At 43.6% G+C, this 15,157-nt stretch carries 9 protein-coding genes; 6 read left to right on the plus strand and 3 right to left on the minus strand.

Going from position 1 to position 15,157, the window contains the following annotated elements:
- The first annotated feature begins 265 nt into the window (after positions 1-265).
- The 4 genes from JMW94_RS06625 to JMW94_RS15110 all read left to right on the plus strand — a co-directional run bounded on the left by JMW94_RS06625 (position 266) and on the right by JMW94_RS15110 (position 5,963).
- Positions 266-2,740 carry an esterase/lipase family protein gene (locus JMW94_RS06625; RefSeq protein ID WP_201603322.1) on the plus strand — a complete coding sequence of 825 codons (2,475 nt, stop codon included), beginning with the start codon at positions 266-268 and terminating at the stop codon, positions 2,738-2,740.
- A 502-nt stretch (positions 2,741-3,242) separates the two neighbouring features.
- On the plus strand, positions 3,243-4,739 hold the full coding sequence (locus tag JMW94_RS06630; RefSeq protein ID WP_109590420.1) for a cytochrome ubiquinol oxidase subunit I: 1,497 nt from the start codon (positions 3,243-3,245) through the stop codon (positions 4,737-4,739).
- Entirely contained in the window at positions 4,739-5,755 is a 1,017-nt protein-coding gene (cydB, locus tag JMW94_RS06635) for a cytochrome d ubiquinol oxidase subunit II (RefSeq protein WP_045445007.1), read from the plus strand. Before JMW94_RS06630 ends, cydB begins: the two co-directional genes overlap by 1 nt.
- Positions 5,756-5,846: 91 nt before the next feature.
- Complete coding sequence (locus JMW94_RS15110; RefSeq protein ID WP_413786189.1) at positions 5,847-5,963, plus strand: DUF2474 domain-containing protein; 117 nt, start codon at positions 5,847-5,849, stop codon at positions 5,961-5,963.
- 119 nt (positions 5,964-6,082) lie between these two features.
- Here the strand turns inward: JMW94_RS15110 and murU are convergent, their stop codons facing one another.
- Positions 6,083-6,826 (minus strand): N-acetylmuramate alpha-1-phosphate uridylyltransferase MurU, encoded by a 744-nt coding sequence (murU, locus tag JMW94_RS06640; RefSeq protein WP_320157922.1) that lies wholly within the window; start codon positions 6,824-6,826, stop codon positions 6,083-6,085.
- Between the two features lie 134 nt (positions 6,827-6,960).
- Complete coding sequence (locus JMW94_RS06645; protein ID WP_227681666.1) at positions 6,961-8,073, minus strand: aminoglycoside phosphotransferase family protein; 1,113 nt, start codon at positions 8,071-8,073, stop codon at positions 6,961-6,963.
- 387 nt (positions 8,074-8,460) lie between these two features.
- Between JMW94_RS06645 and JMW94_RS06650 the strand changes: the two genes are divergently transcribed.
- Complete coding sequence (locus tag JMW94_RS06650) at positions 8,461-11,610, plus strand: LPS assembly protein LptD (protein WP_201603325.1); 3,150 nt, start codon at positions 8,461-8,463, stop codon at positions 11,608-11,610.
- Between the two features lie 150 nt (positions 11,611-11,760).
- Positions 11,761-13,164, plus strand: a complete 1,404-nt coding sequence (locus JMW94_RS06655) for a peptidylprolyl isomerase (RefSeq protein WP_201603328.1) — start codon at positions 11,761-11,763, stop codon at positions 13,162-13,164.
- 495 nt (positions 13,165-13,659) lie between these two features.
- Here the strand turns inward: JMW94_RS06655 and JMW94_RS06660 are convergent, their stop codons facing one another.
- A complete protein-coding gene (locus tag JMW94_RS06660; RefSeq protein WP_201603344.1) occupies positions 13,660-14,784 on the minus strand; it encodes an endonuclease/exonuclease/phosphatase family protein in 1,125 nt (374 codons plus the stop codon).
- Positions 14,785-15,157 lie beyond the last annotated feature (373 nt).

The raw sequence follows: 15,157 nt of genomic DNA on the forward strand, positions 1-15,157 counted from the left end.
CCATAAGCTAGATTGACTCGACTAAGCCCCTGACCTTATATCGAAATTACTTCAATATAAGGTCAGGGGCTTTTTTATGTCTAACGAAACTCCATTGAATCCAACTTGCTGTCTACCTTATTTAAATGCGTGTTCGATTCAATTATCGAAGTTTAAACCGTATTTTTGAAATTTAAATAAAATAGTTTAATGCGAAAAGTTACGCTACACTTCTTCTTATAAATTACTGACTCAATCATGCTTTTACGACTAACTGGACTCACCTATGACTTTCGCTAGCCCTATCAAAAATATGGTGACGCATGCTAAGAAAACCCCATTTTCGATCACATCAGTCGCCTTGATAGCCGCGGTAGCATTACTACCTGCGTGCAGTACGGTATCAGTGAATAAGCAAGCGTCAGCGAAGACGATTACTGCGCAGCGCGGTAATATCGTCACTACCAATAAACTCAGCAGTGATACGGCATCAGCGCTCTTATCGGCAGGGCTCAATGAGCAAGCCTGTATGCAGCAGTTTGATTTATGCCTTACTCAGCTTACTGACAGTATTTTGAATGAACACTACCGTCCTGCTTTGGCAGTTTTTGCAGAGTTACACTACGCAAAAGCGCGACAGCTTTCTGCCTCTCAAGACTGCCGCAATGCGCTGGCTCGCCCGCCACTTGATCCTTATTATGCCAACGCACCTTTAGAAGATACAGAAGCTAAAGTCCAGCAAGAAAACACCAATCGCTGTCTAACAGGTTATCAAGAACGATTATTCGATGCTATCAAATCCAGTTATACCTATTTATTTTATGACAGTTTGACGCATGATTTTGAGGGCGCAGATCAAGACAAAAGTCCCTCTCAGGCACAGAACCGTATTCCGAATGACACCGATATTCAGACCCAAGACATCTATAATGCCGCCAGTAATGATGTGATAACCCAGCTTTATAGATCAACTAACGGCTCAAATAAATTGATGGGCGGCACCAAAGTAGATTATTTGCCCACATCCGCTAGCAATCTTAATGACAGTAACCAAGCCGCGATTGCCAATTACTCACCGCTCAAGGGCAAACCTACTGATCAAGTCAACGTCATGAAAATACAAATTGATGATTATGATCTTGGTGTTTATTTGCCTAATGAAAATAACTATTTGCAAAATGCACATAAGCAGACCTCTGCACTAGCAGACTTGGTTTCCACTTACGAGTTACGCCTCTCTGGGCTTAACTCAATCAGCAAACGCCCAGGCTTAGGTATTAGCTTGGTGGCCTCACTGGATGACCGCTATACCACCACGATTCGCCAATTATTAGTGTCATCATTGTCAGGTCGATTGACCAATGAGAAAGATGGAGACACAGATGAGAGCAAGCCAAGTTCGCGTATCTACCCTACTGGACATTTGCTATTAACAGGATTGATTGAACCAAGCGGCGATAGCGTATTGGATGTACTAAGCAGTCGTAAGCTCGATATTCATTTATACAACCCATACCAAAGCGAAAGCGTTAACATCCTTAATAGTGACTATCCACTGGCGGCTAACTTTTCTGCAGGTTATGGGTTATGGCTGTCAGAGAACCAGCTAGATGGCGTCGGTTATCTCAATTTAATCACTCGCCAGCCAGAGGCCAGACTGCCCAAATTATTCATGCTTGAGCCTTATGATCCCAATAAGCGCGTCCTGATTATGCTGCATGGTTTGGCTTCTAGCCCTGCCACTTGGGTCAATTTAACCAACGATATTCTCAACGACGATAAGTTGCGTGATAACTATCAAGTGTGGCAGATATTCTATCCAACCAATTTGCCCATTTTAGAAAACCGTTATCAAATACAACAGTTAATCAACAGCACCTACGAGCAAACTGATCCTAAAGGACAAAATCGTGCCAGCAAAAACAGCGTGATTATCAGTCATAGTATGGGTGCCATTATCGCCCGCATGATGCTATCTGATGAAAACTTGGTCGATGACCTAGATCGACTAGACGATCAAAATGTGCTGTCTGATAGTGAAAAACGTAAGATTCGTGACGCACTTAAAGCATCATTTGGCGAAGATCAGCTAAAAGAACGCTTTGAGCTAAAAGCCTTACCACAAGTAGATACGGCTGTCTTTTTATCAGCGCCTTTTCGTGGAACTGACTATGCAGATCGCTGGTTCACTCGGGCACTGCGCCGTATTGTCTATTTGCCAGTTGGTTTGGTAAAAACTGTCACGGACAACTTAGCCACCATTGCCACGCAAGGTGATTTGGCACAAAATCCTTTGGGTGCGTTATATTTACAAAATGGCGCAAGTCAGCTGAGCGACAAATCTTCTTTTATACAACTGACGAAAGACATCACCATCAATGATCGTGTGACCTATCACTCTATCATTGCCAATAATGATGCCGATATTACTAAAGGATTGGCGCAAATGCAGCCAGCCGGTGCAAAGGTTGATTTATCGCAAGCAGTAGAAGAATACATTGAAAATGAAACAGTCGGTACAAGTAGCCCTTCTGATAGCTCAAAGCTCTCTGCCCAACCACTGGTTGCAGCCGTCACCGTCAATGAAGATATCAGCCAGGCACTAACTGAACGTTTATCAGATGGTATTGTTCCTTATACCAGCGCTCATCTCGATGGCGCGGCTTCTGAGACGATTATCAGCGGTGGTCATAGCATCCAAACTAACCCGCAAACTATTTTGACATTACGCCAGATTTTACATAAACAATTGCAGGAATAATGATTGCTTATGTCATATAGCACTGCACTGGTCTTTGCGCTTTAAAATTAAGAGTAAAGCAGATGGCTTTGCAACTTTGTACTCTGTTGGATATTTGTGCCTATACTAGGACACAAATAAAACATTACTGTTATTAAGGTGAACTTGATAACATCTTGTTTTGCCAAGCGATTAGTCTGATATATCTGGGTTTATCTCAGCAGTTTTTAATGACTATCAGGTATGCGACCAATCTGTTGCGCAGCTTGCGTGTGTATCGAGGGAAGCGCATAATATATTGACAGCACCTGACAGTAATGTATTAATTTATAGGGATATAAATTACTTAATTCAGCTAAACAGTCGTTAGCTTAGCCGCACTCTATCCCTAAGATTGCTCGCTAATCAACACTGAGCCATTGCCCGTACTACTTTTTACCTTAATCTATGACGATTGCGGGCAGTTACTTGAGCGTTTTATGGAAGCCAGCGCTATTCAGCTAACAGATAAGGGTAACCGTTTATGTTCGCTACGTTTATGATTGACCAGCTCGATGCGCTGATGCTCGCGCGTATCCAATTCGCTTTTGTTATCTCGTTTCATATTGTTTTTCCCGCGTTTTCTATCGGACTTGCCAGCTGGTTGACGGTACTTGAATTCCGTTGGCTCAAAACAGGCGAGCCTATCTATGCTGAAGTCTACAAGCATTGGGTCAAAATATTTGCCGTGGTATTCGGTATGGGCGTGGTATCTGGTGTAGTAATGTCCTACCAGTTCGGTACTAACTGGGCGGTCTTTTCTGACAAAGCCGGTAACGTCTTGGGCCCACTACTCGCCTACGAAGTATTGACCGCGTTTTTCTTAGAAGCATCCTTTTTAGGTATTATGCTATTTGGTTGGGGGCGTGTGAGCAAGCGTATGCATTTCGCTTCCACTGCCATTGTCGCCATTGGTACACTGATTTCAGGCTTTTGGATTTTAGCCGCCAACAGCTTTATGCAGACACCGCAAGGCTTTATGATGGGTGCAGATGGTCTTTTATATCCTACCAACTGGATTGAGATCATCTTTAGCCCTTCATTCCCTTACCGCTATGCTCATATGATGACAGCGGCATTCTTGACGACTGCCTTTGTCATTGGCGGGGTTGGTGCTTATTATATTCAGTCCAAAAAACACACCGAACACCGTCAACATGGTCGTGTCATGCTAGGTATGGCCATGATTATGGCGATATTTGTCGCACCCGCTCAAGTATTGATTGGCGATGAGCATGGTCTAAATACTTTAGAGCATCAGCCAGCCAAAGTCGCAGCGATGGAAGGTATTTGGGAGGATGAGCGCGGTGCAGCGTTACGCCTATTTGCTATTCCTGACCAAGAAAACCAGACCAATAAATATGAAATAAGCATCCCCTATGTTTCAGGTTTGATTCTTACCCATTCGTTAGATGGGGAAGTAAAAGGTCTAAAAAACTGGGCACCTGAAGACCAACCACCGGTGATGATTGTATTCTGGGCGTTTCGTATCATGGTTGGTATTGGCATGTTAATGGTGCTGGTCGGCTTATTTAGTCTCTATAAGTACTTTAAAAAACAGCAATATAATCCCGAAAGTGTCTGGTTCCACCGTGCTTGGATGATGATGACGCCACTTGGCTTTATCGCATTACTGGCGGGCTGGTTTGTGACCGAGACAGGTCGTCAACCATGGACTGTATATGGTGTGATACGCACCGCAGAAAGTATGTCACCGCTCGCAGCACAGCAAGTGGCAACCACGTTGATTGGTTTTATTGTCCTCTATATATTTGTCTTCGGTGCAGGCAGTTTTTATATTCTACGCTTGATCGCTCAAGGGCCAAAACCGTATGAAGATCCTGCCGATGATAACTTCTATGAGCACTCAGTGACCGAAAGCCAAGGTCGTGCGCTCAGTGGCGATAGCAATCCTGCTAAGAGCACTGAAGAAGATATAGATACTCCTGCAAACGACGTCGATGATGGAGGGTTACGCTAATGTTTAACTACGGTGATGTATTAGACTTACCTTTAATTTGGGGCGGACTGATCGCTCTATCCGTCTTTATCTATGTATTGCTTGATGGCTTTGATTTGGGCTGCGGCATCTTGTTTCCCTTTGCTGGCTCAGATAAAAACCGTAGCCGCATCATGAACTCTATTGCCCCGTTTTGGGATGGTAACGAGACTTGGCTAGTATTGGGCGGTGGCGGCTTGTTCGCTGCTTTCCCAGTGGCTTATGGCATCATTATGACGGGGCTTTATCTGCCCGTTACTTTTATGCTATTCGGTCTAATAATGCGCGGTGTGGCATTTGAATTTCGCTTCAAAGCATCTTCACGTCGTCACGTATGGGACACTTTCTTTTTTGTTGGTTCAGTCGTTGCTACATTCTCTCAAGGTATTATGCTTGGGGCGCTTGTACAAGGTCTTGAGGCAAGCAACCGCCTATATACTGGTGGGCCGTTTGACTGGCTCACACCTTTCTCGATTGTCTGCGGCTTTGCCATGATTATTGGTTACGCCTTACTTGGCTCTACATGGCTCATTATCAAAACTGAGCATACCCTACAAGTCTGGGCACGCAAAGTGTCTGGCTGGATGCTGTCTGCTTTGGTAGTGGCAATGATCGTCGTCACAGCGTTTATGTATTTTTCAGACATTAATGCCCTCGAAGGCTGGTTTGGCTTCCCAGGTCTATTATATCTAGCGCCTATGCCAATTATAGTTTTACTATTATTTTTCTTGATGCGTAAAGACTTAAGTGGCGAGCGCGAATATCGTCCTTTCTTGTTGACTGTGGCACTGTTTTTGATGGGCTATATCGGGGTTTGTTTCGCCATGTTCCCATACATCGTACCGTATCAGATGACGATTTATGAGGCAGCCGCAGCTGACACCTCATTATCCTTTATGTTAGTTGGTGCCGTCATAATGCTACCAATTATCCTGAGTTATACCGCTTTTGCCTATTACACCTTTAAGGGTAAAACTGGCCATGAGCATATGTACTAAGGGTAAATAGAGGATATAAAAATGTGGCTACTGCAAATATGAGCAGTGGCTACACTTTTTAAAGCGCATTAACACGTAGTAGGAGGCGAGCATGAAGAAGCTCAGTAAGAAACAGTCACAATGGGCATGGTTCGTTGGGCTATATATAGCAGGGTTTGCAGTTATTTTTACGATTGCTCAATTGATCAAGTTGGCTATGGGCATCTAGCAATCATTTGCAGCCCACTTAGCCATGGCTATATCACATAAAAAAGCAGCGCCGATTCATCGACGCTGCTTTTTTATGTGATTACTTATATAAGATTAATAAGAATTAGGCATCTTAATCTAAGCGCCTTGATGGTGATCAACACCGTTACTTTTGATAAATTCATTTACCTGCGCTAAGCGTTCAGGCGTGCCCACATCTATCCAATTATCAGAAATGATTTCAGCCGTGATTTGGAACTTTATCATCGCTTGCTTAAGCAATGGTGCCAACGCCGCTGGCTGACCTGATACCAGCCCATCGACCAATCGTGGTGACATCACACTAATACCAGCAAAGGTGTATTTGTCTGCATCACCAATCGGCTGCTCGCTGGCTAAACCATTATTGATCGCAAAATCACCGCCGTTATTATGCTCTGGATTGTCAATCAATAACAGATGTGCGCGCTGATCTGCGCCAAGCTTATAATCTCGCAACTGCGCAAAATCATAGGTCGTCCATACATCTGAGTTCACTAAGATAAATGGCTCATCGCGCAGCTTGCCAGTTTGTAACGCTTGAAAAATACCACCTGCGGTCTCTAGAGGCTCATCATTCTCTACTGACCAATGCAATTTAACACCGTATTGACTGCCACCACCCAGTGTATCCATCAGCTTATCAGCCAGCCATGACGCATTAATGGTGATATCAGTGATACCAGCCGCTTGTAGCGCTTTAATGTGCCAGACTATAAGCGGTTGCCCACTCACCTCGACCAGAGGTTTGGGTGTATCCAGTGTTAACGGGCGCAGACGCGTGCCCTTACCAGCAGCCAAAATCATTGCTTGGGTAATCATTGCTCGGTCAATCTCAGACATGTGCGCTCCTTTTTTTTATTTTATGGGATTATACATTCAGATTAAAATTTGCTAATTTTTTAACGTCACTTATCAAATGAGCATTACTTATCAGATGAGCATTCGCATCAGATAAAGCTCGCAAGTGGTTCGTTCTAAATATATTGCTGTACAAACTTACTTTGATAAGCTGGCAGTATATTATCCCTGAGACTCTCATTAAACGGCGCTACTGCTTGTTGCATATGCAGTCTACCGTGCGCCTCTAACCATTCTAACTCGAACATTAAATCACGCATCACCTTAGGAATATCTGCCAAATAGCGGTCTTTGCCATCTCGCTCAGACAAGCGAATAAAAATTCCCAACACTTTTAAATGTCGCTGTACACCCATGACATTCATATCGTTTTCGAGCTGCTCTATGCTATCTGCCGTAGTCAAGCCTGCCTGCTTTTGCAACTGCCAAAAATCATTAATCCATGCAGAGACTTGGCTCTCTGGCCATTCTACATAAGCATCTCGCAGCAATGACACCAAATCATAAGTATAAGAGCCGATGACGGCGTCTTGAAAGTCAATCACGCCTAAGCGCGAACGATCCGCTTGGTCTTGCATCAAATTGCGACTGTGATAATCACGATGGACGATGACTTGTGGTTGCTGCAAAATCTCTTTTATTAAGGCTTCTTTTAAAGTATTCCATAATGCTTTATCAAACTCGACACCGATATAAGGTATAAACCAATCGCTAAATAAATCCATCTCACGATCTAATAACTCGGTATCATAATCTGGCAATTGATGTTGCGACTTTGCTGTTTCAACTGGCACGGTCTGTAGCGCGACCAACGTCTGCATTGCCAACTGATAATGCTCATCTATCTGCGCAGGCGTCGCATCAACGAGCAGATGGGCGAACTCTATCGCACCAAAATCCTGTAACACCAAAAATCCTTTCGTCACGTCTTGCGCAATGAGCGTCGGCACATTGATCGCCGGTGCCATCAGCTTAGTCACATTGATAAACTGGCGCATGGCGTCTTGTTCGTCCGCTGAATCCATAACAATATAATGTGCGACTGTCGTGTCATTACTGTCTGACAGCTGGATTCTATGGTATTGGCGAGCACTTGCGTCACCGGGTAGACTATCGAGTTGGAACGCTTGACCAGCAAATACTTGCTGCAACCAGCTCTCTAATTGTTGTAGACGGCTATTGAGTTTGGTATCGATCATATTAGGCTCTAAGAGTGTTTTATCAGTCATAATGGGCATCGCAGGTTAAATATAAGTCATAAACAATTAAAGTAGTGATAAGTCAGGCAAAACCTTGTTAAAATAGCAACGTCTTGAGCCAAAAAAACTGCGATAGCAGGCGTATTGGGATATCATTCGACATCTAGCGCTGAGCATAACCTCAGCAACCATTCAAAAAACAGCTCGGCTATATTATAAATTTTGGTAAATAGTGTAGCTGATTTGGTTTTTTTTGACTATGATTAGTCGTCATTATATGTAAAACAGCCAAATTCTTAAGATAGCATTATCAATCAGTGATTTTTTAGTCGTTTATTAACCGCCATACATGATTAATAATATGGTTACTAAATTCAGTATCGCAATCCAATAGGCTCTGCAATCATAGGTGTGCCCTTGTTATATTCTCCGCTTTACCAAAGCATCCGTTTGATCTTATTTGGTGCCTTAGGCTTGTCCAGCCTAACCGTTAGTGCTGCGCCCAGCAATGCTGACACACAGCAAACTGAGTCGCTAATCACTGACAGTAGCACCCGTTATGTCTCTGATGTTACACCTGATGCCAATCGCAGTAGTGTCCAAAAAGACAGCGACTATAACGATATCCGCTATCAAAATAGCAATAATCAAAAAACTGACTTTCAGCGTAATACGTCTCAAAAGGCTGCTACTGATAACAATGCGTCAGATAGTAGTTTTGACAATACTTTTAATGAAAGCACCTTTAGTGAAAGCACCTTTAACGACAGGATCTCTAATGAGAATACTATTAATGAAAGCGCCTTAAACAACCGCCCTCTAGAAATTACCGCCATCAACGAGAGTGATGATCAAGGTTTTTTACCAGCAGCAGATACGATTGCGACCACTCAAAACAATAGCACTGCTCAGCTTACTGAAACCACTGCACCTAAAGCCGCACAGAAGACTGGTAAAGTTGATGTGAGTGATGAAAGTATTCAAGATAGTCTGCTGCGTTTAGCAGAATTTTATGAGCTGACACCTGATACAGATGCCTCAACGTTAAACAATAGAGATAATGCTAACCAAGATGTCATTCAAAACGAGCTAACACCTACCCCGCAAATCATTCCAAAAGTGGGTAAAAACTTACAGTTATTACCGAATGCCGTAGATAGCGCCCAACGCTGCGAAGGTCAATGGGTTTATCCAAAGAGCAACCCCAACTATCAACGCGCGGTCAATGAGGCGGGAGCAACCAATGGACAGCCTGCGCCAAACTTAAATGGTCTCCCGAATAATCAAGCGCCGCTGTTTTCAGAATCAGATTATGGTTATTACGACAATGTCGACTATGCAGAGCTGTCGGGCAATGTCATCATCAATCAGGGTACCCAGCAGATAGAAGCAGAAAAAGTCTTGTTAGATTTGAGCAATGGCGTAGCCGCCGCTCAAGGTAAAGTCATGTTTACTGACCAAGCGACAGGTCAGCAAGTATCACCCAGCAACGCACTAGATAGCAATGCGCCAAACCGCTCATCGAATAACCCCCAAGCCAATTTCACTGAGAAAGCATCAAAAGGCGGGCTTATTGGGGTCGCCGATAGCTTAAATTATAATACTGAAACTGGACAGTCGACAGCCAATGATGTGGCTTTTGCTAGTGTAGAACTGCAAGCTCATGGTTATGCCAAGCGCTTGAACAGACCGAATGACAGTCAATATGAGCTAGATGATGTCATGTTTAGTACCTGTCCACCAACCAATCGTAAATGGCAGTTTGATGCCAAAAGCATTGATTTAGATACCGATACAGGTCGCGGCAAAGCCTATAACACTACTTTCCGTATCGCTGACGTGCCTGTGTTCTATTTGCCTTATTTCAACTTTCCGATTGATAATCGTCGCAGCAGTGGTTTTTTATTGCCGAATGCCAGTATCAGTAGTGAAAGTGGTCTTGAGGTTGATATACCCTACTATTTCAATTTGGCACCCAATTATGATGCCACGCTCAATACCCATATTTATACCGATCGCAATCCTATGGTGTCAGGCGAGTTTCGCTACCTGACCGAAAGTTATGGCGAAGGTATTTTTAATGGTTCATATTTGCCTAATGACAAAGAGTACAATGACGAAGACCGCTCTAGCTTCTTTTATGATCATTATTGGTCATCTAAGAGCATTCCACGCTTAAGCGGTGATGCAAAATACAGCTATGTGTCAGATTCAGACTACCTCAATGATTTTGACACGCTGGGTCTATCAGACAGCACCATAAACTTACCACGCCGTGCGCGTGTCAATTATTATAATGACTATGTTGATGGTGAATTGAAGGTAGAAACCTTTCAAACTCTAGACGCTTTTACCAGTAATGGTAAACCCTTAGAAGATAAAGATAAGCCTTATTCAAGATTGCCGCAGCTCAAGCTCGATTATCGACTGCCTTGGGCGAAGAGCTTCGATATCACTGGTGTACACGATTCCGCTTATTTCAAGAAATCCATCGACGATGGCTCTGAGAATGAAAAAAGTGGCGGGCGAATTTATAATAAACTCAGCGCCGTTTATCCAATGGAAAAATCTTGGGGTTATATCAAGCCCAAACTGAGCTTACAACATCTCTATACCTCTTATGATGAGGATAGCTTAGCCGACAATCAGTTGAGTGATAAAGACGGTAGCCAGTCGGTATTTGTACCGCAAGCCAGTATCGATGCAGGTCTGAATTTCTATCAAGCAGGCTCGCCTTTTGGTGCATTCGACGACACCATGGGTGGCTATCGCTTGCTGAGCCCGCGATTGAAATACACCTACTCGCCATATGAAGACCAAAACGATATTCCGAACTTTAATACGCGTATTGCCTCTATTAACTATGAACAGCTGTTCTCTGACAGTTGGTTTTTAGGACATGATCGCTTGCAAGATTTGCATTCGATTACTCCTGGTATCAATTATCGTTACATCGACGCAACGGGTGTGACACGTTTTGATGGTAGCATTGCAGAGCAGTTTTATATCGATAATGGACGTGTTACGCTTGATGATCAGCAACCTGTCTTCACCTCTTCATCTTCAGGGATGGTTTGGGATACCAGCACGCAGCCTTACAACAACTTTTGGGTTGATGTTAGTGGCGCACTGACCAATGATTATGATTTAAATTATATTACGACTGAGCTGCGTTATCAGCCGTCTGACAACAGCTTGTTTAATGTTGGATTTGTCAAACGTCAACGTGATGAAAACACCGATCAGCTGCCACTCTCTGCTTTTACCGCATCGGCTGTCTTTCCAATCAATAACAGCTGGCGAATCTTGGCTCAAGGTCAATACGATTACAATCGTGATAAAGTCCTTGATTCGTTGGTCGGCGTTGATTACGAAGATTGCTGCTTTGGTTTTGCAGTTTATGGTCGTCGTTACTATAATGACTTAAATGTCAAAGACAAACCAACGCAAGCCATTATGGCAGAGATTAGATTGAATGGTTTGGGTAGTGGTAGCAGCCGCCTGACTCGCTTACTCTCTGATAAAATCTTGGGCTTTGAACCTGTCCAGACTGCTTGGAAAGATTAAGACCGTGCTTGTATAAATATTTTTGCTATGTATTTCATAACCCTGTTTGTAACCCTATTATGGTCAACCCTGTCTAATATTTGACTGTTAAAAGTATTAAACAGCGTTGACCAACTACCATCCGATGCGATGACATTGATGAGGAGCATCATGAGATTTTTTTCTTTACGTCAAACCAGCCGTGCTGTATTGCTATCTATGAGTGCCAGCCTTGCGCTTACATTGAGCGCCCAAGCTGCCACCGTTAAACCTGCAAAATCACAAGCGCCTCAAGCAAATGCCGTGACCGCGCAGAATAACGTCAATCGTTTGACGCCAGCCAATAGCACCGACGGTATTATTGCTTTAGTCAATGAAAATGCTATCTTAAAGAGTGATTTGATCGATGCTATCACTCAAGCACAAGCACGTGCACAAGCAGCAGGTGAACCAATAGCAAACTCAGCACAGCTACAGTCTGAGGTGTTAAATGCGCTCATATTGCGTGAGTTACAACTATCAATGGTCAAGCGCGTCGGTTTAAACCCTGATGAAGCGGCTATTAATCAGCGCCTTAGTCAAATCGCTCAAGCAGAAGGGCTGACGAGCATCTCAGCTTTGCAACAGCGTTTGGACGCAGCAAAACCTGGTAGCTATGCGGCGCTACGTGCGCAATTAATCGAAGACGCAGCCATTCAAGCCTTGCAACAGCGCCAAATCGGTAACCGCGTGCGCATTAGCGAACAGGATATTGATGCATTTTTGGCCTCGCCTGAAGCCAAGCGCTTAAACCAGAGTGAGTATCAAACGATTCATGTACGAGTGCCTTACATGGATGACTACAGCCGACTCTCAGAAGCCCAACGCAATGAGGCGTTAAAGGTAGCAGAAGCTCTGCGGACTCGCCTGCTTGCACCAAACGTTGATGTCGCTGAAGCAGTCGCTGCTAGCCAAGGCAACTATCCTATTCCGCTACAAGGTGGCGATATGGGCTTTCATAAAGCCGCGTCTCTACCTACAGAGCTATCAAGTGAAATTACCAAACTTGAGGTTGGTGCGGTCAGCGCACCATTAATAACGCCTGAAGGCATCGATATCATCAAACTGGCTGACAAAAAAGCCAGCGACACTATGCTGATACCGCAGTGGCGTACTCGTCACATATTGGTGAAAGTTGATGAGCTACAGACAGACGCGCTTGCTGAGCAAAAGATTAATGATTTGTATGAACAGCTACGCAGCGGCGCTGATTTTGCTGGTTTAGCATCGACCTATTCAGATGATCCCGGTTCAGCTGGGCGCGGTGGCGATCTTGATTGGGTGAGTGAAGAAGATATGATTGGTCCATTCGAAGCCATGATGAAAAACACAGCGGTTGGTGACTACTCTGCTCCTTTCAAAACCCAGTTTGGCTGGCATATATTGAAAATAGAAGGCAAACGCCAACAAGATATTAGCGATCAATATCGTCGTAACATGGCACGTCAAGCGCTTTATCAGCGCTTAGCACCGCAAGCCAAAGAAGACTGGCTACAAGAGCTACGCGCAGGTGCTTACATCCAAGTACTTGGCTAACTGATACAGGCATCGATAAGTCAAATCTAATAATGCTTTGTCAAAAAGGGTATATGCTAATGCATGTACCCTTTTTTTATTGACGTTTATTTATGCGCTAAAAATAATCAGAAGGTAATCTCAAATATATTGCAGCATATCCAAACACAAGAATATCGAATAAAATAAATGTAAGCATTACGCACACAAAGAAAAGCCCCGAACCTAGGGCGATTGGTTCGGGGCTATGGCGCTTCATATTGTTGTTATTATTTCTTCCATGCTGACTCATCCTAAGTCATAAACAGTATCCTATAAGACAGCGGGCTGACCTGTGCTTTTATTGATACTGTCTCAACACTGCATCCATGCGTATCCTTGTGTTGATGCAGGTATTGTAGGGTAATCAGTTTAATGCGACTAGAGGCTAAAGACCTTATTTAACGTAAGCATATGCTTACAGCCTTTTTTAACATTGCATCATACGATGGCTATAGTATTGGCAGGCTATTAACCCTAACTTCTCTGCTCTTCTGCATGTTCCTTTGAGACTTTTTCACCTTCTTTTTTACCTTCTACTATTTTATGATCGGTCTCTTTGATATCTTCCGCTTCTGCAGTAGGGGCATTTTGCGCTTGATTGCTCTCCTCTTCTGGTTCGTATTGTAAAGTCGTCATAACAGGGAAGTGATCCGAGCCTATCGACGGCATACGCCGAATATCCACTACTGTAAAGCAAGCACTATGGAAAATATGATCCAGCGCCCAACGTAAAAATGGATAGCTGACATGAAATGTATTGATAAAATGTCGACCAATACGCGGATCCAACAATCCTGAGATACGTTGAAAGCGTCGAGTCGTCTTTGACCATGCTACATCATTGAGGTCGCCTGCCAATATCGCCGTTTGCTTGTTTTCTTTTATGTGTTTGCCAACCATCAATAGCTCAGCATCGCGGGTAGTAGACTTATCCGCTTCCGTCGGGCTTGGCGGCATGGGATGCAAGCAATATAACCAAATCACGCGACCACTTTGCAGGCGCAGTTGGGCATGAATAGAAGGTATGTCATCAATCATCAAGTACTTAACTTCAGGATCAATCAACTCAAGCTTAGAATAAAGATGCATCCCATATAGATTATCTAGTGGCACTTTCACGGTGTAAGGATAATCAGCCTCGATTTGATGCAGCGCTTTTTCCCATTTTTCATCACTCTCTAGCGTAATTAAAATATCAGGCTGTCTTTGCTTCACCAAATCCACCAATTTTTGGGTGTCATCATTGGGCGTCAATACATTTGATACCATTATTTTTAGTTGATGCGCCTGCCCTTCTGGCTTGTCTTTTGCCTTTTGAACTTCTTTTTTCCATAGCTTGGTATAAGGCAATACCATCCTGAGCTGAAAGGCTAATGTAATGCTTAAGACGGTAAATAACAGCCACTGTCCCAGCTGCCACTCTGACCAAAAAATCAGCATACCAATCCAAGCGATGACACCCAACACCATGATCTGAATACGCGGAAATTCAACACCGCGCACCCACCAATTATCCAGTGGTATCCAGCCCCAAATCGTCACAAATGCGATGAACCCTGCTAGCCACTGTATGCTGTAATATAATAGTGAGAGATCCATAGTATGTATTAGCCGTCTATTAAATGATGAATATCGCCATGGTTTTAACTGAACTGACGTTAGCTGTTTACTTTAGCATTTCAGAAGGTTATCGCCTACTGATGAGCATGGATTATTCGTTAACCGCTATAAAACATTACACTTTTAATTCGCCCACCATAACGAATACTACGGGCAAATTTTATTTTTAGGGCTATCTACTTGTGTCGAGTGAGGCATCGCCACTATCGCCGTTAGGTTAATAACTTAAAGTTATACTGAACATCATTAATAGTGTATGAAAAATCACTAAAAACGGCCAAAACGCCTTGCTTTTTATGGCTATTCACGGCATTGTTATCGGCTGGCAATGCAACAATTTACGGTAAAAAGG

Source organism: Psychrobacter immobilis, from assembly GCF_904846185.1.
Classification (GTDB): domain Bacteria; phylum Pseudomonadota; class Gammaproteobacteria; order Pseudomonadales; family Moraxellaceae; genus Psychrobacter; species Psychrobacter immobilis_B.

What these genes read in the sequence shown, in the direction of transcription:
- JMW94_RS06625 (WP_201603322.1), top strand. Translation starts at nt 266, where the DNA reads ATGACTTTCGCTAGCCCTATCAAAAATATGGTGACGCATGCTAAGAAA.
- JMW94_RS06630 (WP_109590420.1), top strand. Translation starts at nt 3,243, where the DNA reads ATGTTCGCTACGTTTATGATTGACCAGCTCGATGCGCTGATGCTCGCG.
- cydB (WP_045445007.1), top strand. Translation starts at nt 4,739, where the DNA reads ATGTTTAACTACGGTGATGTATTAGACTTACCTTTAATTTGGGGCGGA.
- JMW94_RS15110 (WP_413786189.1), top strand. Translation starts at nt 5,847, where the DNA reads ATGAAGAAGCTCAGTAAGAAACAGTCACAATGGGCATGGTTCGTTGGG.
- murU (WP_320157922.1), bottom strand. Translation starts at nt 6,826, where the DNA reads ATGTCTGAGATTGACCGAGCAATGATTACCCAAGCAATGATTTTGGCT.
- JMW94_RS06645 (WP_227681666.1), bottom strand. Translation starts at nt 8,073, where the DNA reads ATGACTGATAAAACACTCTTAGAGCCTAATATGATCGATACCAAACTC.
- JMW94_RS06655 (WP_201603328.1), top strand. Translation starts at nt 11,761, where the DNA reads ATGAGATTTTTTTCTTTACGTCAAACCAGCCGTGCTGTATTGCTATCT.
- JMW94_RS06660 (WP_201603344.1), bottom strand. Translation starts at nt 14,784, where the DNA reads ATGGATCTCTCACTATTATATTACAGCATACAGTGGCTAGCAGGGTTC.